At 69.7% G+C, this 24,956-nt stretch carries 24 protein-coding genes; 7 read left to right on the top strand and 17 right to left on the bottom strand.

Annotated features, from left to right (window positions below; all coding sequences use genetic code 11):
- Window positions 1-176: 176 nt before the first annotated feature.
- Both DX914_RS03780 and DX914_RS03775 read left to right on the top strand, forming a co-directional pair.
- Window positions 177-2,378 carry a M3 family metallopeptidase gene (locus tag DX914_RS03780; protein WP_115857717.1) on the top strand — a complete coding sequence of 734 codons (2,202 nt, stop codon included), beginning with the start codon at window positions 177-179 and terminating at the stop codon, window positions 2,376-2,378.
- Between the two features lie 210 nt (window positions 2,379-2,588).
- Window positions 2,589-3,437 (top strand): NAD-dependent protein deacetylase, encoded by an 849-nt coding sequence (locus tag DX914_RS03775; RefSeq protein WP_115859117.1) that lies wholly within the window; start codon window positions 2,589-2,591, stop codon window positions 3,435-3,437.
- A 330-nt stretch (window positions 3,438-3,767) separates the two neighbouring features.
- On the opposite strand, the gene DX914_RS03770 is transcribed toward DX914_RS03775, so the two are convergent.
- Window positions 3,768-5,069: a glycerophosphodiester phosphodiesterase family protein gene (locus DX914_RS03770; RefSeq protein WP_115857716.1), complete on the bottom strand. Its 1,302-nt coding sequence runs from the start codon at window positions 5,067-5,069 to the stop codon at window positions 3,768-3,770.
- Window positions 5,070-5,093: 24 nt separating this feature from the next.
- Between DX914_RS03770 and DX914_RS20170 the strand changes: the two genes are divergently transcribed.
- Entirely contained in the window at window positions 5,094-5,252 is a 159-nt protein-coding gene (locus DX914_RS20170; protein WP_158549185.1) for a hypothetical protein, read from the top strand.
- Here the strand turns inward: DX914_RS20170 and DX914_RS03765 are convergent.
- Window positions 5,239-5,547: a hypothetical protein gene (locus DX914_RS03765; protein ID WP_115857715.1), complete on the bottom strand. Its 309-nt coding sequence runs from the start codon at window positions 5,545-5,547 to the stop codon at window positions 5,239-5,241. The two genes, DX914_RS20170 and DX914_RS03765, sit on opposite strands and share 14 nt — an antisense overlap.
- A 75-nt stretch (window positions 5,548-5,622) precedes the next feature.
- Window positions 5,623-6,681, bottom strand: a complete 1,059-nt coding sequence (locus DX914_RS03760; protein ID WP_115857714.1) for a hypothetical protein — start codon at window positions 6,679-6,681, stop codon at window positions 5,623-5,625.
- 151 nt (window positions 6,682-6,832) lie between these two features.
- Here DX914_RS03760 and DX914_RS03755 point away from each other — a divergent pair, with 151 nt between their 5' ends.
- Entirely contained in the window at window positions 6,833-8,281 is a 1,449-nt protein-coding gene (locus tag DX914_RS03755) for an amino acid permease (protein WP_115857713.1), read from the top strand.
- A gap of 177 nt (window positions 8,282-8,458) precedes the next feature.
- Here the strand turns inward: DX914_RS03755 and cfa are convergent, their stop codons facing one another.
- The 5 genes from cfa to DX914_RS20755 all read right to left on the bottom strand — a co-directional run bounded on the left by cfa (window position 8,459) and on the right by DX914_RS20755 (window position 12,777).
- Window positions 8,459-9,598 carry a cyclopropane fatty acyl phospholipid synthase gene (cfa, locus tag DX914_RS03750; protein WP_115857712.1) on the bottom strand — a complete coding sequence of 380 codons (1,140 nt, stop codon included), beginning with the start codon at window positions 9,596-9,598 and terminating at the stop codon, window positions 8,459-8,461.
- A 109-nt stretch (window positions 9,599-9,707) separates the two neighbouring features.
- Entirely contained in the window at window positions 9,708-10,544 is an 837-nt protein-coding gene (locus DX914_RS03745; RefSeq protein WP_115857711.1) for a DUF3298 and DUF4163 domain-containing protein, read from the bottom strand.
- A gap of 98 nt (window positions 10,545-10,642) precedes the next feature.
- Entirely contained in the window at window positions 10,643-11,356 is a 714-nt protein-coding gene (locus tag DX914_RS03740; protein ID WP_115857710.1) for a pseudouridine synthase, read from the bottom strand.
- A 100-nt stretch (window positions 11,357-11,456) separates the two neighbouring features.
- Window positions 11,457-11,729: a GNAT family N-acetyltransferase gene (locus DX914_RS03735; RefSeq protein WP_115857709.1), complete on the bottom strand. Its 273-nt coding sequence runs from the start codon at window positions 11,727-11,729 to the stop codon at window positions 11,457-11,459.
- Window positions 11,730-11,781: 52 nt separating this feature from the next.
- Window positions 11,782-12,777, bottom strand: coding sequence for a hypothetical protein (locus DX914_RS20755; protein ID WP_196778814.1), 996 nt, complete (start codon window positions 12,775-12,777; stop codon window positions 11,782-11,784).
- Between the two features lie 253 nt (window positions 12,778-13,030).
- Between DX914_RS20755 and DX914_RS03725 the strand changes: the two genes are divergently transcribed.
- Window positions 13,031-13,234 carry a hypothetical protein gene (locus tag DX914_RS03725; protein WP_115857708.1) on the top strand — a complete coding sequence of 68 codons (204 nt, stop codon included), beginning with the start codon at window positions 13,031-13,033 and terminating at the stop codon, window positions 13,232-13,234.
- 39 nt (window positions 13,235-13,273) lie between these two features.
- On the opposite strand, the gene DX914_RS03720 is transcribed toward DX914_RS03725, so the two are convergent.
- From DX914_RS03720 to DX914_RS03710, 3 genes are all read right to left on the bottom strand, one after another.
- The gene (locus tag DX914_RS03720) at window positions 13,274-13,876 is read right to left on the bottom strand and encodes a rhomboid family intramembrane serine protease (RefSeq protein WP_115857707.1); all 603 of its coding nucleotides are present in this window, start codon (window positions 13,874-13,876) and stop codon (window positions 13,274-13,276) included.
- Between the two features lie 11 nt (window positions 13,877-13,887).
- Complete coding sequence (locus tag DX914_RS03715) at window positions 13,888-15,510, bottom strand: POT-type proton-dependent oligopeptide transporter (RefSeq protein WP_115857706.1); 1,623 nt, start codon at window positions 15,508-15,510, stop codon at window positions 13,888-13,890.
- A 239-nt stretch (window positions 15,511-15,749) separates the two neighbouring features.
- Window positions 15,750-16,379, bottom strand: a complete 630-nt coding sequence (locus DX914_RS03710; RefSeq protein WP_115857705.1) for a glutathione S-transferase family protein — start codon at window positions 16,377-16,379, stop codon at window positions 15,750-15,752.
- Between the two features lie 168 nt (window positions 16,380-16,547).
- Here DX914_RS03710 and DX914_RS03705 point away from each other — a divergent pair, with 168 nt between their 5' ends.
- Together DX914_RS03705 and DX914_RS03700 are read left to right on the top strand one after the other, a co-directional pair.
- Window positions 16,548-18,317, top strand: a complete 1,770-nt coding sequence (locus tag DX914_RS03705; RefSeq protein ID WP_115857704.1) for a M14 family metallopeptidase — start codon at window positions 16,548-16,550, stop codon at window positions 18,315-18,317.
- 2 nt (window positions 18,318-18,319) lie between these two features.
- Entirely contained in the window at window positions 18,320-19,168 is an 849-nt protein-coding gene (locus DX914_RS03700) for an endonuclease/exonuclease/phosphatase family protein (RefSeq protein WP_115857703.1), read from the top strand.
- 21 nt (window positions 19,169-19,189) lie between these two features.
- Here the strand turns inward: DX914_RS03700 and DX914_RS03695 are convergent, their stop codons facing one another.
- The 6 genes from DX914_RS03695 to DX914_RS03670 form a co-directional block, all read right to left on the bottom strand.
- Window positions 19,190-19,798 (bottom strand): YdeI/OmpD-associated family protein, encoded by a 609-nt coding sequence (locus DX914_RS03695; RefSeq protein ID WP_115857702.1) that lies wholly within the window; start codon window positions 19,796-19,798, stop codon window positions 19,190-19,192.
- Between the two features lie 39 nt (window positions 19,799-19,837).
- Entirely contained in the window at window positions 19,838-20,422 is a 585-nt protein-coding gene (thpR, locus tag DX914_RS03690; RefSeq protein ID WP_115857701.1) for an RNA 2',3'-cyclic phosphodiesterase, read from the bottom strand.
- Window positions 20,423-20,466: 44 nt separating this feature from the next.
- Complete coding sequence (locus tag DX914_RS03685) at window positions 20,467-21,570, bottom strand: hypothetical protein (protein WP_115857700.1); 1,104 nt, start codon at window positions 21,568-21,570, stop codon at window positions 20,467-20,469.
- Window positions 21,571-21,608: 38 nt separating this feature from the next.
- The gene (locus tag DX914_RS03680) at window positions 21,609-22,316 is read right to left on the bottom strand and encodes a helix-turn-helix domain-containing protein (protein ID WP_115857699.1); all 708 of its coding nucleotides are present in this window, start codon (window positions 22,314-22,316) and stop codon (window positions 21,609-21,611) included.
- Entirely contained in the window at window positions 22,313-22,849 is a 537-nt protein-coding gene (locus DX914_RS03675; protein ID WP_231118133.1) for an SRPBCC family protein, read from the bottom strand. Before DX914_RS03675 ends, DX914_RS03680 begins: the two co-directional genes overlap by 4 nt.
- Window positions 22,850-23,005: 156 nt before the next feature.
- The gene (locus DX914_RS03670; RefSeq protein WP_115857697.1) at window positions 23,006-24,904 is read right to left on the bottom strand and encodes an ATP-binding cassette domain-containing protein; all 1,899 of its coding nucleotides are present in this window, start codon (window positions 24,902-24,904) and stop codon (window positions 23,006-23,008) included.
- Between the last annotated feature and the right edge of the window lie 52 nt (window positions 24,905-24,956).

The following is a 24,956-nucleotide window of genomic DNA, read 5'->3' as shown; positions in this document are numbered from 1 at the left end:
GGTTGCACCGGCAGCCGCCCCATTGCCGGCTCGGCCGCAGTCTAAGCCCGGCTCCGGGCGCCGGGCCGTGCCCATGTCACCGAATCGGGCGACCCGGGTCGACCATGCCTTTAGTCATGCGCCGCTCCGGACCCCTTCCGGTACGCTTCGGGGTTCCTTTCGACGAGGTTCGTCCGATGAAGCACCCTCTCGCCCTGGCGCTGGCCGTGGCTTTGACCGCCGCCGCCCCCACCTATGCGGCAACCCCCGCTAAAAAGGCCGATACCGCCGTGAGCGCGCAAACCGCCAATCCGTTCTTCGCCGAGAGCCCGCTGTCGCTGCAGTACCCGCAGTTCGACAAGATCAAGGACAGCGACTTCGCCCCGGCCTTCGACCGCGGCATGGCCGACCAGCTCAAGGAAGTGGAGGCGATCGCCAACAATCCGGACGCGCCGACCTTCGACAACACCATCATCGCGATGGAGCAGTCCGGCCGCATCCTCGGCCGCGCCACCTCGGCCTTCTTCAACCTGGTGGGCACCGACACCAACCCCACCCGAGAGAAGCTGCAGGCGCAGTACGCGCCCAAGCTGTCGGCGCACCGCGACGCGATCGCGCTGAACCCCAAGCTGTTCGAGCGGGTCAAGAAGCTGTACGAAACCCGCGACTCGCTGGGCCTGGACGCGCAGGGCGTGCGCCTGGTCGAGCGCTACTACACCGACTTCGTCCGCGGCGGCGCCAACCTGTCCGAGGCCGACAAGGCCAAGCTCAAGGCGATGAACGCCGAGCTGGCCGGCCTGGCCACCAAGTTCAGCCAGAACGTGCTGGGCGAGGTCAACGACTCGGCGATCACCGTCGACACCAAGGAAGAGCTGGCCGGCCTGTCCGACGAGCGTATCGCCGCGGCGGCCGAAGCGGCCAAGACCCGCAAGCTCGACGGCAAGTACGTGCTGACCCTGCTCAACACCACCGGCCAGCCGCCGCTGACCGACCTGGAAAACCGCGCCCTGCGCGAGAAGCTGTTCCGCGCCTCGGTCGCGCGCGGCAGCCGCGGCAACCAGTTCGACAACACCGGCATCGTCTCGCAGGTGGTCAAGCTGCGTGCCGAGCGCGCCAAGATGATGGGCTACCCGAACTACGCCGCCTTCGTGCTGGAAGACGAGACCGCCAAGACCCCGCAGGCGGTCAACGCCATGCTCGGCCAGCTGGCCCCGGCCGCGGTGGCCAACGCCAAGCGCGAAGCCGCCGACTTGCAGGCCATGATCGACAAGGAGCAGGCCGCCAAGGGCCAGCCCTCGTTCAAGCTCGAGCCCTGGGATTGGGCCTACTACGCCGAGAAGGTGCGCCAGGAGAAGTACGCCTTCGACGAAGCGCAGCTCAAGCCCTATTTCGAGATGAACAACGTGCTGGAAAACGGCGTGTTCTACGCCGCCACCCAGCTCTACGGCATCACCTTCAAGCGCCGCACCGACCTGCCGCTGTATCACCCCGACACCAGCGTCTACGACGTGTTCGACGCCAACGGCAAGCAGCTGGCGATCTTCATCGCCGACATGTACGCGCGCGACAGCAAGCGCGGCGGCGCCTGGATGAACTCGTACGTCGACCAGTCCGAGTTGTACGGCACCCTGCCGGTGGTGGCCAACCACCTCAACATCCCCAAGCCGCCGGCGGGCAAGCCCACGCTGATGACCTGGGACGAGGTCACCACCATGTTCCACGAGTTCGGCCATGCCCTGCACGGCATGTTCTCGAACGTGAAGTACCCCTACTTCTCCGGCACCAACGTGCCGCGCGATTTCGTCGAGTTCCCCTCGCAGGTCAACGAGATGTGGGCCGACTGGCCGTCGATCCTGGCCAACTACGCCAAGCACTACCAGACCGGCGCGCCGATGCCCAAGGAACTGCTGGACAAGGTGCTGGCGGCGTCCAAGTTCAACCAGGGCTTCACCACCACCGAGTACCTGGGCGCGGCCATGCTCGACCAGAATTACCACCAGATCGGCAACCCGGCCGACGTGCCGGCGGCCAAGGACGTGATGGCTTTCGAAGCCGCCGCGCTGAGCAAGGACGGCGTGAGCTACGCGCCGGTGCCGCCGCGCTACAAGACCCCGTACTTCAGCCACATCATGGGCGGCTACGCGGCCGGCTACTACGCCTACATCTGGTCGGAAGTGCTGGACGCCAACACCGTCAAGTGGATCAAGGAGCACGGCGGCCTGACCCGCGAGAACGGCGACCGCTTCCGCGCCACCCTGCTGTCGCAGGGCGGCAGCAAGGACGCGCTGCAGCTGTTCCGCGACTTCTCCGGCCACGAGCCGCAGATCCAGCCGCTGCTGGAGCGCCGCGGCCTGACCGCGCCGGCCACCGGCGAGGCCAAGCCCACCGGCTCGAAGTAAACCGTTTTCGCATCGCACTTGCCGCCCGGAGCGATCCGGGCGGTTTTTTTTGCCCGTTCGTTCGAGCGGCTGCAGGTCTTCTGCCTTCTGCGGGAGCGGCGTGAGCCGCGATGCTTTTTGCTGGTGCGCCGATAAACCGATCGCGGCCTACGCCGCTCCCACAGAAAGCGCATCCGGCACACTGCGGTCCGCAGCCCTAGAATGGCGGCCATGACCTCCCCCGCCGAAACCGACCGCCACGCCGCCCTCGCCGCGCAACAACTGGCCGACTGGCTGCGAGAGCACCCGCGCGTGTTCGTGCTCACCGGCGCCGGCGTCAGCACCGATTCCGGCTTGCCCAACTACCGCGGCGAAGACGGTCGGTGGCAGCGCAAGCCGCCGGTGACCTACCAGGCCTTCGTCGGCGAACCGGCCACGCGGGCGCGCTACTGGGCGCGCAGCTTCGTCGGCTGGCCCGCGTTCGCGCGCGCCCGGCCCAACGCCGCGCACACCGCGCTCGCGCGCTGGCAGGCGCACGGCGGCCCCGCCCGGCTGGTCACCCAGAACGTCGACGGCCTGCACCAGCGTGCGGGCAGCACGGAGGTGATCGACCTGCACGGCCGCCTGGACGAAGCCGTGTGCCTGGACTGCGGCGCGCGCCGCCCGCGCGAGGCGCTGCAGGACCGCCTGGCCGCGCAGAACCCCGACTGGATCGGCCTGCAGGCGCGCACCGCGCCCGATGGAGACGCCGACCTGGAGGGCCTGGATTTCGCCGGCTTCGTGTCGCCGCAATGCGAGCGCTGCGGCGGCCTGCTCAAACCCGACGTGGTGTTCTTCGGCGAGAACGTACCGCGCGCCCGCGTGACCGCAGCGTTCGAGGCGCTGCAGCAGGCCGACGCCATGCTGGTCGTGGGCTCCTCGCTGATGGTCTATTCCGGCTACCGCTTCGCCCGCGCCGCGCGCGAGGCCGGGCTGCCGCTGGCTTTGCTCAACCGCGGTGTCACCCGCGCCGACGACATCGCGACGCTGAAGCTGGAAGCGGATTGCGGTGCCACGTTGCAGGCGGCTTTGCCTGCTTGAGCTGCGCGCAGCTATGTGATGGCGCACAGCAGGCCGACGTTTTCGTCGCAAGTGGGTTTCGCGGTCGCGGCTCACGCCGCTCCTACCCCAAAGCCTGGGCGCTGCGTTCTGTGGGAGGCGCGTAAGCCGCGATGGCTTTAGGCCGTCGAAACGCATCGCGGCTTACGCCGCTCCCACGGTGGCAGCCTGTTGGGGTAGCAGCGGCGCAAGCCGCGACCGCGTCGCTGCGCCAAGCGCGGGCCCGGGCCATGGCGGCGGCACAGGACACGCGGTTGGCTGGGCCACGTCCTTGTCGTGGTCGCGGCTTGCGCCGCTCCTGCCCCGCTTGGCTCAGCGGCTGCGCAAGGGCCGGTGCAGGTCCAGGTAGATCTCGCGCGCGGCCACGCCGATATCGGGCTGGTCGATGAAGAAGCCCTGCACGCCCAGGCCGTAGAGCTGCACGGCTTCGGCCAGCGCGGTCTGGTCCAGGCCGTTCGGGCCCTGGGTCAGGAAGGGTTCCTCGGCGCGCACCGTATACGGGTGCACCACCAGGCCGGCCTTCAGCGCCCAAGCCAGCATGGGATGGACCACGCCGGTGTTGCGCGTGGCCAGTTCGGCCTTGCCGTCGCCGTTGGCGTCGCGCTTGGGGTCCAATGGCAGGCGCGGCAGCAGGCTGGCCTTGGACGGGCCGACGCCGCTGGCGTAGTGCGCCTTCATCCAATGCAGGCCGGCCTCGCTGGCGAAATCGGCATAGCGCGTATCGGCGCCCAGGCCGTTGGGCAGGGCCTGGCCGAGGTCGCCGTAGATCGCCCGCAGGTCGGCGCCGTGGCTCAGGTGGTAGGCCAGGTCGTAAGGACGGCGGCTCTGGAAATCCTCGTACAGCTGCACCAGCGGCAGCGACAGGCCGGCGCGCGGCAGGATACGGGTCTTGAGCTCGATCAGGTTCTCGACCTCGAAGCTCTGGATGTAGACGCGCTGCGGGTCGGTGAACCCTTCGGCCACCAGGGTCTCGACCAGCTTGGCGCCCAGCGACACGGCGATGGGCGTGCCGTCCAGATGGCGGCCTTCCTTGGCGAAATAGGTCGGGTGCTTGGTCTCGGGGTAAATGCCGATGCGGCGGCCGCCGCGGCTTTCGCGCTTGGCCAGCTGCACGACCTCGGCGAAGGTCGGAATCGCGTACATGCCGTCGAAGCGGGTATTGGCCGGTCGGATCGTGGGGATACGCTCGCGCGCGCGCAGCGTCTTCAGCTCGGCCAGGGTGAAGTCTTCGGTGAACCAGCCGGTGACCGCCACGCCGTCGATGGTCTTGGTGGTGCGGCGCGCGGCGAACTCGGGGTGCGCGGCCACGTCGGTGGTGCCGGAAATCTCGTTCTCGTGCCGCGCCACCAGCACGCCGTCGCGGGTGGCGACCAGGTCGGGCTCGATGAAGTCCGCGCCCATGCGGATGGCCAGGCGGTAGGACTCCAGGGTGTGCTCGGGGCGGTAGCCGCTGGCGCCGCGGTGGCCGATCACGATCAGGCCGTGGCGTTCGGCGTCGGGGCGGTGCGCGGGGCGGTCGGTCACGGCGGGCGTCTCGGCGAGGGCGCAGGCACTGACGGCGCACAGCAGCGCCGCGCCCAGCAGCCGGACCAGCTTAGTGCAAGGCAGGGTCATGGCTTCGTCTCAGGCTTGGGGGAAATGCCGGCACCCCTGCTGCCGGCGACCGCCATGCTGGGCGCCGAAGATTGCGCGCACTTGACCGAATCGCTGCGCCCTGCCCGGACTGTGACCGCCGCCGCGGCCGCGCGCGGCGACAACGCGCGCGACCGCGGTGGCGGCGACCTCAGTGCTCGCTGATCCAGGCGTTGACCACGGTGACCACGCCGTTGTTCACCACGATGCCCAGGCGGTCCTCGCTGCGCTTGCCGCTGGGATAGATCTCGATGCCGTGGGCGCTGGTCTTCCACTTCTGGGCGAGGATTTCGTTATCGCGCAGCAGGCCCAGCCACTGTTTGACCTGGTCGCCATCCACCGGCTCGGTGGCCTCGGCGATGGTCTGGATCGTCCGCAGCACCTGGATCGCGACCTCGGGCTCGTTCAAGTTCTTGCCGACCTTCTTGTCGGTGATTTCCTGCACGTACAGATACGTCATGACGATGCTCCACGGCGCCGCGCGCCGGCTGGCATGCAAGGGGAAACGCGGCCGCCATGAGCGGCCGCGGCTGGATCACTCTTCCAGCACCGTGAAGTGGGTCGCGCCCGGCCACACGCCGAACAGTTCGATGTGGCGCTGCCCGGTCAGCCACTGCCCCAGCGGCCGCGCCCAGTGGCGGCGGTAGGTATCGCTGTTGATGACGCCGCGGAACTTGGCTTCCACCGAGATGTCGGTGGCGTTGAGCGGAATGTTGCCGATGGTGCGCGACAGGCCGCCGCTGATGCTGAACGCCTCGCGGCGCGGGCCTTCGGGCGTGTTGTAGCTCAGCACGATGTCGACGATGTAGGTGCTGCCGACCTTGTTGTTGAAGAAGATCTGGAAGCTGCCCAGCTTGCCGATCCAGTTGGGCATCAGCAGGTGGCCGTCGAAGGACGCGAACGCGTACGCGATCGGCACCAGCCCGCTGGGCTGGGTGTTGGCCTGGTCCGGCCACAGGTGGCGGTCCACGCTCTTGGCCTTGCGCACCGAGGTGAACGAACCCTTGCCGCTGGCGCCGCCCAGCATTTCCTGGATCGCGCTGGCGCGGCCGGCGATGGCGAAGCTGGAGTCGTCCGACTGCGAGCCCACGTTCAGGCCGCTGTTGGCGTAGATCACGCTGGTGACCACGCCGAAGCCCTGGGCGATCAGGCCGTGGTTGCCGAAGCCCACCGACTGCGCCTGCTGCGCCAGCCATTCGGTGTGGTTCTGCAACACGGTCAGGTCCTGCAGGAAGGCTTCTTCGCGCAGCGAGAACTCCGAGGCGATCGAGCCGCTGTGGCTCATCGACCAGTTCACTTCCAGGCCGGCCTCGCCCTTGACCCCGCTCTCGGGGTCGGTGACCTCGCCGCTCACGTCCACCTTGGCCTCGGTGCGCTGCACGCGCTCGGTCATCAGCTGCCAGGAGCTGGAAGTGGCCGACTTCAGCACCTGCAGGTTGGGCAGCTGCTCGCGCACCAGCTGGAAATCGCCCGACTCGGGATCGACGATGCCGACCGCGCCGGGACGGATCTGGGCATTGAGCGCCCAGTTGCCCCAGTACGCCGGCCGGCTGCGCCGGATCAGGTCGGAAAACGCTCGGTTCCACTTACTCATAACGCTGGCTCCTGTCGCCGTGGGTGTGCCCGGAATAACGAGCCGGTGCGAACCCTGTGACGCATGGGGCGGAAGCCGAGACTGCGGAACCGTGCGCCACCGTCCGGCGCGAGTGCGGCTATGATGCGGCGATCACTGGGGAGGACAGCGGATGAGCCTGTTGGCGCGTATCTTGCGGCACAAGTCGGTGGAGCAACTGCAGGCCGACGTCGGCAAACGTTCCGATTTCCGCCGCGTGCTGGGGCTGTGGCAGCTGACCGCCATCGGCATCGGCGGCATCATCGGCGTGGGTGTGTTCGTGCTCGCCGGCCATCAGGCGGCGGAGAACGCCGGCCCGGCGGTGGCGCTGTCGTTCCTGATCGCCGGCATCGCCAGCGCCGCGGCGGCGCTGTGCTACGCCGAGTTCGCCGGGATGATCCCGGTCACCGGCAGCGCCTACACCTACAGCTACGCCACCCTGGGCGAGCTGGCGGCCTGGCTGATCGGCTGGGACCTGCTGCTGGAATACGCGCTGATCGTGGCGGTGGTGGCCATAGGCTGGTCCGGCTACGTGCAGGTGCTGCTGGAAGGCGCGGGCATCGCCCTGCCCGTCTGGGCGCAAGGCGCGATCGGCACCGGCGAAGGCCGGGTATTCAACGTGATCGCCGCCGGCGTGACCCTGGCCGTGTCCGCGCTGCTGGTGTTCCGCACCGAATGGGGCGCGCGCTTCAACACCCTGATCGTGGCGATCAAGGTGCTGGCGGTGGCGCTGGTGATCGGCATCGGCGTGTTCTACATCGACACCGCCAACTGGGTGCCGTTCGTGCCCGAGCGGGTGATCGGCGCCGACGGCGTCGGCCACTTCGGCTGGGGCGGCATCGGCACCGCGGCGGCGGTGGTGTTCTTCGCCGTGTTCGGCTACGACACCCTGACCACGGCCGCCGAGGAATCCAAGAACCCGCAGCGCGACCTGCCGCGCGCGGTGCTGCTGTCGCTGGGCGTGTCGATGGTGCTGTACTTGGCGGTGTCGCTGGTGCTCACCGGCATCGCCCACTACTCCACCCTGGACGGCGACGCACCGGTGTCGGACGCGTTCGCGGCGCTGGGCCTGCCGTTCATCGCCAAGGTGATCGCGTTCTCGGCGGTGGTCGGCATCGCCAGCGTGCTGTTCGCCTTCATGCTCGGCGCGGCGCGGATCTGGTTCTCGCTCTCGCGCGACGGCCTGCTGCCGGGCTGGTTCGCCAAGATCCACCCGCGTTACGGCACCCCGCACCGCCCGACCATCGTGCTGGGCGTGTTCACCGCCCTGGTCGCCGGCCTGCTGCCGATCGGCGAGGTCGCCAAGCTGGTCAACATCGGCGTGCTCTCGGCCTTCATCGTGATCTGCGCCTCGGTGTGGGTGCTGCGCGTGCGCAAGCCGAACCTGCAGCGTTCGTTCCGCACCCCCTGGGTGCCGGCGATCCCGCTGATCGGCATCGGCTTCTCGATCTGGCTGCTGGCCGAACTGCAGGCCATCACCTGGCTGATCTTCCTGATCTGGGTGTCGCTGGGGCTGGTAGTGTATTTCTGCTATGGCATCCGTCACAGCAAGCTCGCGCAGGAATCGCAGGGCGCGGGCTGAGGCGTCTTCGGCTCGAAGGCGACGGCTCCGTGGAGCCGTCTCGTCCGGCCCCTTGCATGCTTTGGGGTAGGAGCGGCGTAAGCCGCGACCGCGCCTCTGCGCCTGCCGTGCAAACCTCGTCGGCGCTCGCAATCCGGATCGCGGCTCACGCCGCGCCTACCCCACGGCACTGGCGCGCTAGCGGGGCGCGACGTAACCGCCCGGCACACCCTCCGGCGACAGCACCAACTGCCACAGCTGCGCGTGCCGGCTGCGGAAGCTGGCCATGGCGCCGGCCAGGTAGAAGCGCCACATGCGCCGGAAGCGCTCGTCGTAGCGCTCGTCCAGCTGCGGCCAGGCGCGCTCGACATTGGCGCGCCAGGCCTGCAGGGTCAGGTCGTAGTCGGCGCTGAAGTTATGCCAGTCTTCGATCACGAAACGCTGCTCCACGGCTTCGGCGATCTGCCGCGCCGAGGGCAGCATGGAGTTGGGGAAGATGTATTTGCCGATCCAGGGATCGGTGTGGGTGACCGAGCGGTTGCCGCCGATGCTGTGCAGCAGGAACAAGCCGTCCGGCGCCAGGGCGCGGCGCGCGGCGTCGAAATAGGTCTCGTAGTTGCGCACGCCCACGTGCTCGAACATGCCCAGCGAGAACGCGCGGTCGAAACGTTCGCCGTCCTGCAGGTCGCGGTAGTCCTGCAGGCGGATCTCGATGGGCAGCCCCGCGCACAGCTCGGCCGCGTACTCGGCCTGTTCGTGCGAGATGGTCAGACCTACCCCGCTCACGCCGTAGCGCTGCGCGGCGAACTTCAGGCCCTCACCCCAACCGCAGCCGATGTCGAGCACGCGCATGCCCGGCTGCAGCCCGAGCTTGCGACAGACCAGGTCCAGCTTGGCTTCCTGCGCCGAGTCCAGGTCGTGCAGCGGCGCGCCGCTGCGGTCGCGCCAGTAGCCGCAGCTGTACACCAGGCGCTGGCCGAGCATGGCGCGGTAAAGGTCGTTGCCCAGGTCGTAGTGGCGCTCGCCGACGGTGAAGGCGCGCTTGCGGGTCTGCAGGTTGATCAAGTGCGCACGCAGGCCGTCGAACAGCGCGCTCCAGCCGTGCACGCGCTCGTCGACGTGGGCGCGCAGCAACCGGAACAGCGCCGCGTCCAGCGACTCGCAACGCCACCAGCCGTCCATGTAGGACTCGCCCAGGCCCAGCGAGCCTTGCGCGATCACCCGTGCATAGAAGCGCTCGTCGTCGACCTGGATGTCCCAGGGCCGTTCGCCGCCGACCTGCACGTCGGCCAGCGCCAACAGGGCTTCGACGCGGTGGCGCAGGGACTCGGCGCTCATGGCGGCCTCGTTCGACGGAGTCGACGGCCATGCTAACGCCCGCCGCCGTGAGCGGCGGGTCGACACCTGCAACGCTGCGATCCGCGCCGCCCACGCGGCGCGCGCGGCCTCAGCCGCCGGCGAACAGCGGCTTGTAGGCCGGCGCCACGTAGGGCAGCAACACGCTGGCCGGCACTTCCACGGTCTGGGTGCCGTCGGAGTACGGGCCCACCTCGTAAGGCGCGAACACGAAGCGCAATGCGGTCATCTTGCCGTCCGGCGCCACCACCGGCTCGAACAGGGCGAAGTTGGCCGGGTCGGCGCCGGTGCCGTCGTCGATCATGCGGCCGGCGCTTTCCACCACTTCGGCGCGCTCGGCCGGCTCCAGCTCGTCGGCGTCCACGCGCTGCGACAGCGCCGAGTGCAGCTGCTCGCGCACGTAGCGCGAGATCGCGGTCCACCCCTGCTTGTCCGGCACCAGCTCGGTGGCGGTGAGCATCTTGTTCTGCTGCGGCAGCCAGACGAAGCGCGCGATCAGCGGCGCGCCATGGGCGCCGCCGGTGTAGCTGCTGCCCTCGGCGGCCACGGCCACCAGGCCGGGCGAATCCAGCACCTCGGTGAAATTCAGCGACAGGTCGTAGGGCGCGCTGCCCTCGCCTTTCTTGCGCGCCTGCGCGGCCTGGATCAGATCGGTGCGGGCGTCGTCGGCGTAGCGCTTGAGTTCGCTCGCCAGGCCCGGGTACTTCGCCGCCGGGGTCTGATAGCTGATGCCGATGACGTAATCGGGCGTGGTCTCCACCACGTCCTTGAGTTCCACCGGCGCCACCGGCGCGGCGGTGCCGGCCGCGGGCGTCGTGCCCGGGGTGGCGGCGGTGGTGGGCGCGGACGGTTGCTGGTCCTTGCAAGCGGCCAGTGCCAGGGCCAGCAGGGAGACGGCGGCGAGACGCCGGGCGGCGGCAGACTTCATGGGGCAATCCTTTGGTGTTCCCGGCGACATTATCGTCGAAACCGTGATGCCCGCATGCATGCCGGCGACGAAAGTTTGCTACCGGCGCGTTCCGCCGTTCACCACTCGTTGCGGTGCGGCAGCAGCCCGCGCAGTTCGGCGTCGGTCAGGTTGCGCCACTGGCCGGTCTTGAGGTGTGCCAGTTTGACGTTGCCGATGCGCACGCGCATGAGCTGCTTGACCCGGAAGCCGAAGTGCGCGGCCATCAGGCGGATCTGCCGGTTCAAGCCCTGCACCAGGACGATGCGGAAACCGAAGCGGTTGAGCTTGCCGGTGCGGCAGGGCAGCGTGGTCTGGCCGTGGATCGGCACGCCGCGGCTCATGCCGCGCAGGAACTCGTCGGTCACGGCGTGGTTCACCGCCACCAGGTATTCCTTTTCCAGCTTGTTCTCGGCGCGCAGGATCTCGTTGACGATGTCGCCGTTGCTGGTCAGCAGGATCAACCCTTCCGAGTCCTTGTCCAGCCGGCCGATCGGGAAGATGCGGCGCTCGTGGCCGACGAAGTCGACGATGTTGTCCTTGACCGTGGACTCGGTGGTGCAGGTGATGCCCACTGGCTTGTTCAGCGCGATGTAGACGTGCTGGCGGCGGCCGGGCGCGGCCGCGCGCGCGCGCAGCGGCTGGCCGTCGATCAGGACCTGGTCGCCCTCGCCCACTTCGGCGCCGACGCGGGCGCGCACGCCGTTGACCTGGACCCGGCCTTCGGCGATCAGCCGGTCGGCCTCGCGGCGCGAGCAGTGGCCGGTGTCGCTGATGTGTTTGTTCAGGCGCATGCGGGGATCGGGCGGGGGCGGCCGGTGCGAAGACGGGCGCGCATGCTGTCACACCTTGGCCGGGCTTGCAGCGGTGGCGGCGCCCGGCGGCGGCGCGGGTTCAGCCCAGCACGTCCGAAAACTCCGGGTGGCGCTCGGCCCAGGCCGCGGCGTAGGAGCAGGCCGGCCGCACCTTGAGCCCGGCCGCGCGCGCGTACTCGAACGCCGCCCGGACCAGTTCGGCGGCGATGCCGCGGCCGCCGATCGCCTCCGGCACCCAGGTATGGGTGATGACCAGGCGCTCGCCTTCCAGCCGGGTGTCGAGGTAGGCGATTTCGCCGTCGACGGTGGTCGAGTAGCGGCCGGTGTGGGCGTCGTGGTGGATGCTGGGCATGGACGGTCCTGGTCGGGGGGACGCCGGAGGCACAGGCCTCCGGCGCGTGGGTTCAGCGATTATCGCGCTTGCCCTGGTTATGTCGATCCTGGGTGCCGATGCTGCCCTGGATCGCCTGCATGCGGCTCTCGCCGGCGTGCAGCTCCTCGGCCTTGGCCGCGGCCGACGGCGACTGCGGCCCATCGCGCGGCACCTGGCCGTGGCCCGGGTCCAGTTGCTGCCAGGCGGCGGGCTGGCGGTCGCGTTCCTGCTTGGCTTCGAGCAACTGCCGGGTGTTGGCCAGGGCCTGCTCGGGCGTGATCGCATGGCCCTGCTCGTCCCCATCGGTCTCGGCCGGCGGCGACTCGCGCGGAGCGGCCGCGGCGGAGGGCGGCGAGGCGGCGGCCGCCGGCTTTTCCGCCGGTGCGCGTGCGGCCGGTTTGCGCGCGCCGACCGTGCTGACCGCCAGGGCCGGGGTGGCCGCGGGCGCGGTCTTGGGCTGCGCGGCGGTACGGCGCTTGGCAGCCGCCTGAGGTTTCGTCGGCGACGGTTTGCTCGTAGCTGACGGGGCGGATTGAGCGCCGCCTACCTGCTTGGCCGCGACGTTCTCGGCCGCTCCCGGCTTGCGGGCCAACGCCTTGGGGGCCTCCTGCCTGAGGATCGGCCGCTGGGCGGCTGCCTTCTTGACCGCGGCTTGCTTGGGGCTGGGTTTCTTGGCCGCGACCTGCTTGGCGGCGGGCTGCTTCGTGGCGGCCTTCTTCACCGCGGTCTTCTTGGAAGCGGTCTTCTTGGAAGCGGTCTTCTTGGGAGCGGTCTTCTTGGGCGTGGTCTTCTTGGGAGCGACCTTCTTGACCGCGACCTTCTTGGGCGCCGCCTTCTTGGCGGTGGCCGATTTGCCGGCCGCCTTCTTGGGCGCGGCCTTCTTGGGTGCCGTCTTCTTCACCACGGCTTTCTTGGCCGTCGCCTGCTTGGCGACGGTCTTCTTGGCCGCCTTGGCGGTCTTGCGCGCGGCCGGCTTGGCCGCGGCGGGGGTCCGTTTCGGGGTCTTGGCGGCTTTCTTGGTCGCCATGCCTTGCCTCCTGTGACGTCTGCGGGGGTGCGGCGGCCGCCGGCCGCCGCTGTGTCGGTGGTAGCACGGCCGGCATTCAAGCCGGGTGAGCGCAGCCAGGCCGCCCGCCCCTGCACGTCAGGCCCGCCCGGCCCCGGCAGGGCCAGCCTTGACACCTTGCGTCACATTTTTGGGGTGATAGAGGCCACAAACCCTGGCACGCTTTCTGCGTTGTTTCCGTTACCGAAGGGGAAAGAGCAAGAGGAGAAGGCGCATGTCCATGAACCTGCCCATGACCGCCGTCAGCGACGCTGCCCTGGTCACCCGCATGTACGATCTGGTCCGCGCCGGCGACGGCGACGCCCTGGAAATGATGCAACTCGACGCCGCCATCTACGGCCGCCTGGCCGAGGCCTACGGCGAGACCATTCCGGAGCTGGAAGCCGCCCCGCGCATCGAGAACCGCTGGGCCGCCTGAGCCCGCCCCGCCCGCACCCGTTCTAGGGGCCGGGCGCGATCAACGAAAGTTGGGGCTCGTTAGCTGCTGCAGGAAATAGCCGCCCAAGCGCGGCTCCATCAGCAGCATGAACAGCACGCCGTAGATCGCGCCCGACAGGTGCGCGCTGTGGTTGACGTTGTCGCCGCCGCGGCGGTCCATCCAGAACGAATAGCCCACGTAGCCCACCGCGTAGAGCACCGCCGGCACCGGGATCGGGATGAAGATCAGCGTCCACGGCTGCAGCAGGATGTAGGCGAACAGCACCGCCGAGACGCCGCCGGACGCGCCCAGGCTGCTGTAGTTGGCGTCGTTGCGGTGGCGCAGGTAGGTCGGCAGGATCGCCACCACGATCGCGGTCAGATAGAAGAACACGAAGCCCAGCGGGCCGATCATCTGCGCCAGCACCTGTTCGATCAGGCGGCCGAAGAAATACAGCGTGATCATGTTGAACAGCAGGTGCTGCCAGTCGGCGTGGATGAAGCCGTGGGTCAGCAGGCGTTCGTACTGGCGCTGGCGTTCCACCGCCGGCGGCCACAGGATCAGCCGGTGCAGCAGCTTGGGCTTGTTGAACGCCTGCCACGACACCAGCACGGTCACGGCGATCAGGATCAGGGTCAGCATCGGGGCGGCGCTCAGGCGATTCGGTAGTGGTCCTGCATCGGGTAGCGTCTGGCGTATAAGCCGAACGCGGCCGCCGCGACGAAGGCGAAGCCGGCGAAGAAGAACATCAGGAACGCGTTCTCGCTCAGGCCGGTGGCGGCGATCTGCGAGGTCACCGCCTGGTTGCGCACCGCGGCGTTGGTCAGCATGACCCACAGGTTGCCGAAGGTGCTGGTCAGGTACCACAGCGCCATGATCACGCCCTTCATCGACTGCGGCGCCTGGCTATAGGCGAACTCCAGCGCGGTGGCCGACACCAGCACTTCGCCGAAGGTCAGCAGGATGTAGGGCACGATCTGCCAGGCCAGCGACATCGGGTGGCCGGCGTCCATGTACAGCTGCAGCACCGCCGCCACGATCCAGGACAGGCCGGAGATGGCGATGCCGAACCCCATGCGCCGCAGCGGCGTGGGGTTGAAGCCGATCTTGCGCAGCGCCGGGTACAGGACCAGGTTGTTGAACGGGATCAGCAGCATCACCAGCAGCGGGTTGATCGCCTGCATCTGCGAGGCGGCCGCCTTGGCCCCGCCCTCGCCCGAGATCAGCCAGGTCGGCCACCACCACAGGTCGGTGGGCACCACCATCTTCTGGCCCTGCAGCACCCAGGTCGAGGCCTTCTGGTCGAACAGCGACCAGAACGGGGTGACGAAGGCGAACACGATCAGGATGCGCAGCACCGCGCGCACGCCGTTCACCGCATCGTCCGGGTGGATGCCGCGCGCGCGCTCCAGTTGCAGCGACACGCCGTAGCCGCCGAAGCCGATCAGCAGGCCCAGCGCCAGGCAGGCGCTCTTGACGAAGCCCATCAGCGGAATCAGCGCCAGCGCGCCGGCGGCCAGGGCCACACCCAACGCGGCCACGGCCACGCCGGGGTTGCCCTGCCCCGCGACCTTGGCGCCGAGCGCGGTGCGGGCGACGTTGAAGAACGAATGCGGATCGGGCGCGTTGCGAGTGGGCGGCACCATCACGTAGCGCTTGCGGCCCAGCCAGAAGATGAAGGTGGCCAGGAACATCAGCGCGCCGGGAATGCCGAAGGCCACGGCCGGGCCGTACTCGCGCAGGAAGATCGGCATCAGCAGGGACGCGAACAGCGAGCCGAAGTTGATCGTCCAATAGAACGCGTCGAACACCAGCTTGGCTTTGTGCTTGTTGCTCTGGTCGAACTGGTCGCCGCAGAACGACACCACCAGCGGTTTGATGCCGCCGGCGCCGAAGGCGATCAGGAACAGGCCGGTGTAGAAGCCGGTCTGGCTGTGCTCGAACAGCGCCAGGCAGGCATGGCCGGCGCAGTAGACCAGCGAGAACCAGATGACGGTGTTGTACTTGCCGAAGTAGCGGTCGGCCAGCCAGCCGCCCAGCAGCGGGAAGAAGTAGGTGCCGATCATGAACGTGTGAAACACGTCCTTGGCCATGCGCTCGCGCTCGGCCAGATCGCCGGTGGAGGCCATCAGCAGGGTCCCGACCAGGAACGCGGTCAGGATGTTGCGCATGCCGTAGAAGCTGAAGCGCTCGGCCGCCTCGTTGCCGATGATGTAGGCGATCTGGCGCGGCATCTTGCCTTGCGCATCGGCGGGCACGGTGGCGGCTGAGCTCATCTACGGTCGGTCCTGCGGTGACGGTCCGCCTAGCCTAACCGATCGCCGCCGCCGGCCGGTCGCCTGGGCCGCGTCGGGCCGGGGCTGGGAAGGCAGGAATGGCAAAGTCGCCGCCCCTTTTGTCTTCCCCTTTGTTGAGGGAGATTGAGGGGGATTCGCTTTTTGGGGCTCAAGGGATAAGCAACAGCAACAGCAAATCCCCCCTTGCCTCCCTCAAGAAAGGGGGAACCAAAAGTGGCTCAAGCCCACTCGGTCAGGCCTTCGCGCTCGTACAGGGTGCGGAACGAAGGCCGCGCCTTCATCCGCCGCGCCAGTTCGGCCAGGTGCGGCCAGTCGTGGCCGGGGCGCGGCATGTTGCGGGTCCAGCGCATCAGCATGGTCAGGTAGAAATCGACGATGCCCGGGCCCTCGCCCAGCAGGTACGGCCCGTGCGCGGCCAGGTGCGCGTCGATGCGCTGCCAGGCCGATTCCACCCGCTCGCGCACCGCGGCGCGCACCGCTTCGGGATCGGCCGCGCCCAGGTCGCTGGGGTACCACCACAGCCGCAGCGGCGACTGCACCGCGTTGGCCAGGTACAGCATCCACTGGTAATAGGCGCCGCGGCGCGGATCGGTCGGCGCCGGGGCGAAACCGGATTCGGGGTGGCGGTCGCCGAGCAGCAGCAACAGCGCCGCGGTTTCGCACAGCGGCTCGTCGTCCACGACGAGGGTGGGAATGCGGCCTTCCGGATTCAGCGCCAGGTACTCGGGCGTCTTGTGCGCGCCGCTGGCGATGTCGGTCAGGCGCAGCTCGTGCGGCGCGTCCAGTTCGATCAGCAGCCAGTGCACGACCAGGCTGGCGGCGCCGGGCGAATAGTAGAGCGCGTACATGCGTGGGTTTTTCCGGTGGACGGCGGCGCAGTCTACGCCGGCGCCGGCGCCGTACGCAGCCGCGTGGTGCGCGGCGGTGCTGCCGCGGGCTGTCAGCAGTGTGCAAGCCGGGCACAGTCGTGGCGGCGAGGCTTCGCTACCATGCGGGCAGACCCCGGAGACCCACGCATGATCCGCCGACTTCTGCTCGCCGCCGCTCTCGCCACCGCCCTGCCCGCCGCCTACGCCGCCGACGACAGCCTCAGCACCGTGGCCGAGCGCAGCGGGTTCCTCAAGACCGGCCGCTACGACGAGGTGATCGCGCTGTGCGCGGCCTACGAGTTGCGCTATCCGCAGCAGGTCCGCTGCATCGACTTCGGCACCTCGCCCGAGGGCCGGCCGATGAAGGCGCTGGTGGTCTCGGCCGCCGGCGCGTTCACCCCCGAAGCGGCGCGCGAGCGCGGCCTGCCGGTGACCCTGATCCAGGGCGGCATCCATTCGGGCGAGATCGACGGCAAGGACGCCGGCTTCCTGGCCCTGCGCCAGGCCCTGAACGGCGAAGCCGCGCCCGGCGCGCTGGCCAAGCAGGTGCTGCTGTTCGTGCCGGTGTTCAACGTCGACGGCCACGAGCGCTACGGCCGCTGGAACCGTCCCAACCAGCGCGGGCCGGAGGAAATGGGCTGGCGCACCACGGCGCAAAACTACAACCTCAACCGCGACTACCTCAAGGCCGACACCGCCGAGATGCAGGCCATGCTCAAGCTGGTCGGCGCCTGGGACCCGCTGGTGTACGTGGACCTGCACGTGACCGACGGCGCCAAGTTCGAGCACGACGTGTCGATCCAGGTCGAACCGGTGCGCTCGGGCGACGCCGCCCTGCGCAAGGCCGGCACCGCGCTGCGCGACGGCACCATCGCGCGCCTGGCCACCCAGGGCTCGCTGCCGCTGCCTTACTACCCCTCCTTCGTGCGCAACGACGAACCCGAATCCGGCTTCGAGGACGGCGTGGCGCCGCCGCGCTTCTCGCACGGCTATTTCCAGCTGCGCAACCGCCTGGGCATGCTGGTGGAAACGCATTCGTGGAAGGACTACCCGACCCGCGTGCGCATCACCCGCAACACCATCGTCGATGTGCTCGAACTGGTGGCCGCGCAAGGCACGGCCTGGCAGCGCGAGGCGGCCGCGGCCGACCAGCGTTCGGCCAAGCTCGGCGGCCAGAACGTGGCCCTGGACTACCGCGCCGGCGAGCGCGTACGCACCGTGGCCTTCCGCGGCTATGCCTATACGCGCACGCCCTCGGACATCTCCGGCGCGCTGATGACGCGCTACGACGAGAACGTGCCGCAGATCTGGAACCTGCCGATGAAGGACGACGTGCAGCCCAGCCTCAGCATCAAGGCGCCGCGCGGCGGCTACCTGGTACCGGCCGCGCACGCCGACTGGGTCGCGGCCAAGCTCGACACCCACGGCGTGCGCTACCGCCGCCTGGACGGCGCGATGGTGCACGCGCGGGTGGAAGCCTTCCGCGCCGACCAGGCCGAGTTCGGTGCGCAGTCGGTGGAGGGCCACCAGCGCCTGACCCTGGCCGGCAGCTGGAAGCCCGAGCAGCGCGACCTGGCCGCCGGCGCGCTGTTCGTGCCCATCGCCCAGCCCAAGGCGCGGCTGGCCATGGCCCTGCTGGAACCGCAGGCGCCCGACGCGCTGGCCGCCTGGGGCGAGTTCAACAACGCCTTCGAGCGCAAGGAATACATGGAGGACTACGTGGCCGAGGAAGTGGCGCGGGAGATGCTCGCCGCCGATCCCAAGCTCAAGGCCGAGTTCGAGCGCAAGCTCAAGGACGATGCAGCCTTCGCCCAGAACTCGCAGGCGCGGCTGGAGTTCTTCTACCGCCGTCATTCGTCCTGGGACCAGGGCTACCGGCTCTACCCGGTGCTGCGCACCGCCACCGTGCCGCGCTGAGCATGCTGCGCCGTTCGCTCGCCGCGCTGTTTCTGGCCGTCGCCGCCGGTTGGGCGGCGCCGGTGGCGCAGGCCGCCGACGGCGAGGTCACGGTGGTCAGCCTCAACCTCTGGCACGACAAGAGCGACTGGCCGGCGCGCAAGCGCCAGATCGTGACCGAGCTGCGCCGGCTGAAGCCGGACGTGATCGCGCTGCAGGAAGTGCTGCAGCACGAAACCCTGCCCAACCAGGCCCAGCAATTGGCCGACGCGCTGGGCTACCGCGCCTATTTCAGCAGCGTGGACGCCGCCGACGCGCCGCGCCGCTACGGCAACGCCATTCTCAGCCGCCGGCCGATGCTGGCGCTGGACTGGGCGCCGCTGCAGCCGGCCGACGATTACCGCACCGTCGCCCACGCCCGCATCGCCATCGGCCAGCGTGCGGTGGACGTGTACGCCACCCATCTGCACTACAAGCCCGAGGGCGGCGACATCCGCCGCCGCCAGGTGACCGACCTGCTCGCGCGCATCGACGCGAACCAGGACGGCACGCCGACCCTGATCGTCGGCGACTTCAACGCCGGCGAGCACGCACCGGAATTCGCCGGACTGGCCGCGCGTTACCGCAACGCCTACGGCGCGCGCCACCCCGGCATCGCCGACGACGCGCGCGAGCACAGCACGCTCAACCTCAAACAGTACGCGCCGCTGCGCATCGACCACATCTGGTTCGATCCGCGCGCGTTCGCCGTCGTCGACGCCCGGCGCCTGTTCGACCGGCCCGATGCCGACGGCGTCTGGGCCTCGGACCATTACGGCATGCAGGCGCGGCTGCGCCTGCTGCCGCGCAATCAAGACCAGCGGCCACGCTGAGCCGGCGGGTAGCGCCCGAACTCAGGTGCCCATGTACTTCCAGTTGCGCGGCTTGCCTTCGGCCAGCCATTCCAGCGTCTGTTGCAGGCGCTTGAGCCGGGTCGCCTCGCGCTTGGCCTCGGTCAGCCATTCCACGTACTCGCGGCGGTGGCTGGGCGGGAATGCCTCGAAGGTCTTGCGTGCGGCGGCGTTCTTCTTCAGCGCCGCGGCCAGGTCGGCCGGCACCTCCAGCGGCGGCTTGGGCGCGCCGCGCTTGGCCCCCGGTCGGGTCGCGCCGGCGTCAATCAGCGCCATCGCCTGCTTCACGTAGCCGCTGAGCACGCGCTTGCCCGGCAGGTCGGCCACGCGGGTCAGGCGGCCGAACTGGCCCATGGCCTCGTCGCCTTGCGCGCCGTCGGGGCCGACGATGTTGGCACCCTGCCAGAAGCCGAAGCTGGCGTGCTGCTTGAACGCGGCCATGCCGCACAGGATCTTGCCCTGGTAGGTGAAGGTGGGCATGCCCCACTTCAGGGTTTCCTCGGCCTGGGGGCAGGCCTGGCGGACCACGCCGCGCAGGTGTTCGAGGATGGGCCGGGCGAACTCGGCGGCCCGGGCGATGTAGGCGTCGATGCGCGGATCGGTCTGGACCATGGCGGCAGCCCCAGCGAGGACGCCGCCATTGTGGTCCGGTCACCGCGCCAAAGGCCACTGCCCGAGCACGGTGTAGGCGTTGCGGCTGCCGAGCTGGCTGTGGATCAGGGCGAAATCGCGCACCCGCCAGAGAATCGGCTCGATCCCGACCGGCGGATGCAGCGCGCCGGCCGCGTCGCGAACGATGGTCACGTGCGGGGTCAGGGCGGACCCGCCTTCCACCCGCACGCCGCGCTTGGCCAGGGCCAGGCCCAGCCGCTCCCACAGCGCCTGCAGCTGCGGCGGGGTGCGCTCGCAGCCCAGCCACCACGGGATCGAGCGGTTGCGGAAGCTGCCGGCTCGATCCAGCGGCAGATCGAACGCGCTGGCGACCACACCGGCGCCGGCGGTTTGCGCCGCCTGCGCGCGCTGCTCGTCGAAACGGTCGGCGTCGCCGAGAAACTGCAGGGTCAGGTGATAGCGGTGCGCGCCGATCAGGCGGCCGCCGGCCTGGTGGCGATCGCGCAGGGCCGAGGCCTGGTCGGCGATGCGCGCTCGCGTCGCCGCATCGGGCAGCAGGGCGAAGAACAAACGGTGGATATCGGTGGAAGCCGCGGGCGCCGCGTCGAACAAATTCTGTTGCATGCCGGCAGTGTAGCGCCCGCGGAGCGGAACCTATTCAGGCCTATTCAGGCCTTGGGCGCCGCGGCCGGCGTTTCGGCCTGGCGCTTGCGGCTGTCCTCGATCAGCACCTCGCGCGCCGCGCGGCGCACCGCCTCGGGATCGGCCTGGCGCAGGTCGGCGCTGGCCGGCTGACCGAGTCGGGCCAGCACGGCGGCGATCACGCGTTTGTTCGCATACGGGTGCGGGTGATCGGGCTCGTCGTCCTGGCTGCGGTAGAAGCGGTCCAGCAACTTGATCCGGGTTTCGTCGGCCAGGGCCAGTTCGACCAGCTTGGCGCGGTACTCCAGCGTCCACGGCGGCATGTCGGGCCAACGCTTGAGGTCGGCGTAATGCTGGGATTCGTGGCCCAGGAAACTGACCTTGAAGTCCTCGCCCTGCAAGTCGCCGTAGGCCGAACGCACCGCGAACAGGCCCTGTTCGTTGGCCCAGCCGGCCGCGCCGGTGTAGCTGCAAGCGGTGTAATGGCTCCAGCCGCGGCTGAGCCAGTCGTCCATCACGAACACCTTGACCGGCTGCTGCTCGCCGCCGGGCAGCGCGACGGTGTAGTCGCGTTCTTCCTGCTGGCGCCACACCATGAAGTCGTACAGCGGCGGCGTGCGGCCCTGCAGCGGATGCATGCCGGCCGCGCGCAGCTTGACGTTGATGCGTTCGGTCAGGGCGTCGAAGGCCTCGTCGCCGTCGGCCGGCGGTTTCTCGCCGATCGTCGCGGCCAGGTCGGCCTTGAGTTGCGCGTCGCGGGCCGGGCGCCCGGCCGGATCGCGCACCGCGTGCCACCAGTAGTTCTGATAGAGATCGAGCACCTTGCGCGCCAGCGGATCGTCGGTCTCGCCGACCGGCGCCGGCGGCGAGGTCCGTTCATGACGTTCGATCATGCAGCTGCGAAACGCGATGTCCTTGGCGTTGAACTGTTCGGCCGGCGCGGCCTTCAAAGCCGTCAGCGCGGTCGGCACGTCGGCGCGCAAGGCCGAGCCCAAGGCTTCGCTCACGGCCTTGGCGGCGAGCGGGCCGCTGGGCGTGGGCTCCACAGCGGGGGCCGCGGCGGCGGCGCTGAGTGCCAAGGCCAACAACACGGGCAAGGCGGCCGCAGCGAGCGGCAGAGGGGTTTTCATCGCGGAGGCTCCAGAGGCGCGGGGGCGCGTTGGAGCGATTAGGCCGCGGCGCCGATCGCCCGGTCTTGTACGCACTTGATCTGCCGCCGCAGCCGCGCCGGCGTGCAGCCGGCATGGGCGACCACCACGCGGTGCAGGTGGCTCTGGTCGGCGAAGCCCGCCGCCACGGCCACCTCCGCCAGCGGCAACGCGCCGCCGAGCAGGTTGAGGGCGCGGCGCCAGCGCGCTTCGCGGCGCAGGGCACGCGGCGACATGCCGTAGCTGCGGCTGAGCGCGCGGCTGGCATGCTCGGCCGACACGCCCAGTCCGCGCGCCAGCAGCGCGATGTCCTGTTCGGAATCGGCCATGCGGCGCAGCAGCTCGCCCTGCCAATCGGGCGGCTCGGCCGCGGCCTGCGGGCTGGCGCAAGCCAGCAATTCCGACAAGCGCTGCGGGCAGCGTTCGAACACCTCCACCGCTTCGCGCAGGTCGTGCACCTGCCAGGCGCTGGCGGACAGGTCGAAGCCGACTTCGGTCAGCTCGATGTTGACCGCGCTGGCGCCGAGCCCGCCAAAGCGGTCGCCGTGCGCGTGGTAGGCCGGGTGCAGCACCAGGGTGCCGGGGCGGCATGGCAGCGGGCCGTCCAGGCTGGATTCGGTGTAGTCGCCGTCCAGCACCAGCGCCGCGTACGGCGCGCGATGGCGGTGCGTGGCCAGCGTGGCGCCGCGCGCATGCCGGGTGCGATAGGCGGCGCCGCTGGGATTCACTTGCGCGCGCCTGCGGTGCCGGGCTTGCGCAGGTGTTCGGCCAGACCGCGCAACTGCAGGCCCATGACCTGATCCACCACCGGTGCGAACTTGCTCAGATCGTCGGGCGTGTAGCCGCCGGCGCGGTAGAACAGCACGATGCGGGTGCCGCCGCCCTCGGCCGGCGACAGGCGGAACTCCGCCGCGCCGCTCAGGCCCATGCCCTGCAGCGGGCCCAGGCCGCCGAGCAGGCGCAAGGTCTTGCCCGGATCGACGAAGCCCACCGTCATGTGCTGCGCCTGCTGGGCGCCGCCGATCTCGCAGAAGCAGCCGCCGGCGCGCGCATCGATGCTGAGCTTGGAGGCCTTGCCCCACCAGGTGTGGTCCTTGGGCCACCACTGGTCGACGTCCTCGACCAAGGCCTTCCAGGCGGTGGCGGCATCGACCGGTACGAACTGCTCGTTCTCGACGGTGAACCCGTCCTTGGCCGCGTCCTTGACTGCCGCCGCGGCCGGCAGCCCGGCCAGCGCCAGCGCGATCGCTGCCGTCGTCATGATTGCCCGCATGGTGTCCGCTCCCCTCGCCGGCCGTATCGGCCTTGGCTGCGATTAGGGACCGCGTCGCCGGCGCGTGCAAGGGACGGAAGTTGGGGCCGGGCCATTTGATCTTGGCGTTGGGCGGTTACGGGGCCTGGCGCCCTTGGCGAACCCTTAGCCTTCCAGCTCGCTCCAACGCGCGTAGGCGTGGTCCAACTCGGCCTGGGTCTTGGCCAGTTGCGCGGTGTGCGCGGCCATCGCCGCCGCGTCGCGCTGATAGAACGCGGGCTCGTTCATCTGCGCGGTCAACTCGGCCACGCGCGCTTCCAGCGTTTCGATCAGCGCCGGCAGCTGCTCCAGCTCGCGCGCGTCCTTGTAGCTGAGCTTGCGCTTGGGCGCGGCGGGTGCCGCGGCCGGAGCCGGTTCGGCGCGGGCGGCGGGCGCTGTGGCGGCGGCGATCTTGCTCGCGCCCGTCGCCGCGGCCGGCGGCGCACGCTGGCGCAGCCAATCGCTGTAGCCGCCCACGTATTCGCCCACGCGCCCCTCTTGGCCGTCCTGCATCACCAGGGTCGAGGTGACCACGTTGTCGAGGAAGTCGCGGTCGTGGCTGACCAGCAGCAAGGTGCCCGGGTAATCGCCGAGCAGCTCTTCCAGCAGCTCCAGCGTTTCCACGTCCAGGTCGTTGGTGGGTTCGTCCATCACCAACAGGTTGGACGGCTGCGCGAACAGCTTGGCCAGCAGCAGCCGGTTGCGCTCGCCGCCGGACAAACGGGTGATCGGCGCGCGCGCGCGTTCGGGGGTGAACAGGAAATCCTGCAGGTAGCCGATCACGTGCTTCTGCTTGCCGCCGACCTCGACGAAGTCGCGGCCTTCGGCCACGTTCTCCAGCGCGTTCCAGTCCTCGCGCAGGGTCGCGCGGTACTGGTCGAAATAGGCGACCTGCAGGTTGCTGCCCAGCTTGACCTCGCCGCGATCGGGCGCGAGCTGGCCCAGCAGCAGCTTGATCAGGGTGGTCTTGCCGCTGCCGTTGGGGCCGATCAGGCCGATGCGGTCGCCGCGGAAGATCGTGGTCGACAGGTCGCGCACCAGCGGGCGGTCGGCATAGGCGAAATCCACGTCCTTGGCCTCGACCACCTTCTTGCCCGAGGACTCGGCCTGGGCGAAATCCATGCGCACGTTGCCGGTCAGGTCGCGGCGCGCGGCGCGCTCCACGCGCATGGCCTTGAGCCGGCGCACGCGGCCTTCGTCGCGGGTGCGGCGGGCCTTGATGCCCTGGCGGATCCACACCTCTTCCTGCGCCAGCAGCTTGTCGAAGCGCGCGTTTTCCTGCGCCTCCGCGTTCAGCCGCTCCTCGCGGCGGCGCTGATAGTTCTCCCAGTCGCCCGGCCAGCTGGTGACCTGGCCGCGGTCGATCTCGACGATGCGGTTGGCCAGCGCGCGCAGGAAGCGGCGGTCGTGGGTCACGAACACCAGCGCGCCGTTCCAGCCCTTGAGGAAGCCTTCCAGCCAGTCGATGGCGGCGATGTCGAGGTGGTTGGTCGGTTCGTCCAGCAGCAGCAGGTCCGGCGCCGACACCAGCGCGCGCGCCAGCAGCACGCGGCGCTTGAGACCGCCGGACAGGCGCTCGAACTCGGCCTCGCCGTCCAGGTCCAGCCGGCCCAGGGTTTCGACCACGCGCTGGTCGGCGCTCCAGCCGTGCGCGGCCTCGATCCTGGCCTGCACCTGGGCCAGGGCGTCGGTGTCCAGTTCGGGCTCGTGCAGCAGGTGGTGGTAGCGCGCCAGCCAGGCGCCCAGCTCGCCCAGGCCGCCGGCGACCACGTCGAACACGGTGCCGCCGGCGCCGTGCGGCACCTCTTGTTCCAGCCGAGCCACGCGCACGCCGCCCTCGCGGCGAATCTCGCCGTCGTCGGGCTGCAGCTCGCCGGCGAGCAGGCGCATCAGGGTGGACTTGCCGGCGCCGTTGCGGCCGATCAGGGCGATGCGCTCGCCGGCGTCGATGGTCAGGGCTACGTTTTCCAGCAGCAGCGGGCCGCCGACGCTGTAGTCGACGTTTTGCAGGGTGATCAGGGGCATCCCGCTATTGTAGCCGGCCGCCGCGTTCTGCCTTGCGGTTTTGCCTTGGGGT

The organism is Lysobacter silvisoli, assembly GCF_003382365.1.
In the GTDB taxonomy this organism is placed as follows: domain Bacteria; phylum Pseudomonadota; class Gammaproteobacteria; order Xanthomonadales; family Xanthomonadaceae; genus Lysobacter; species Lysobacter silvisoli.
Note: the sequence above shows the minus strand (reverse complement) of the source record. Positions and strands in the feature narration are given on the sequence as shown.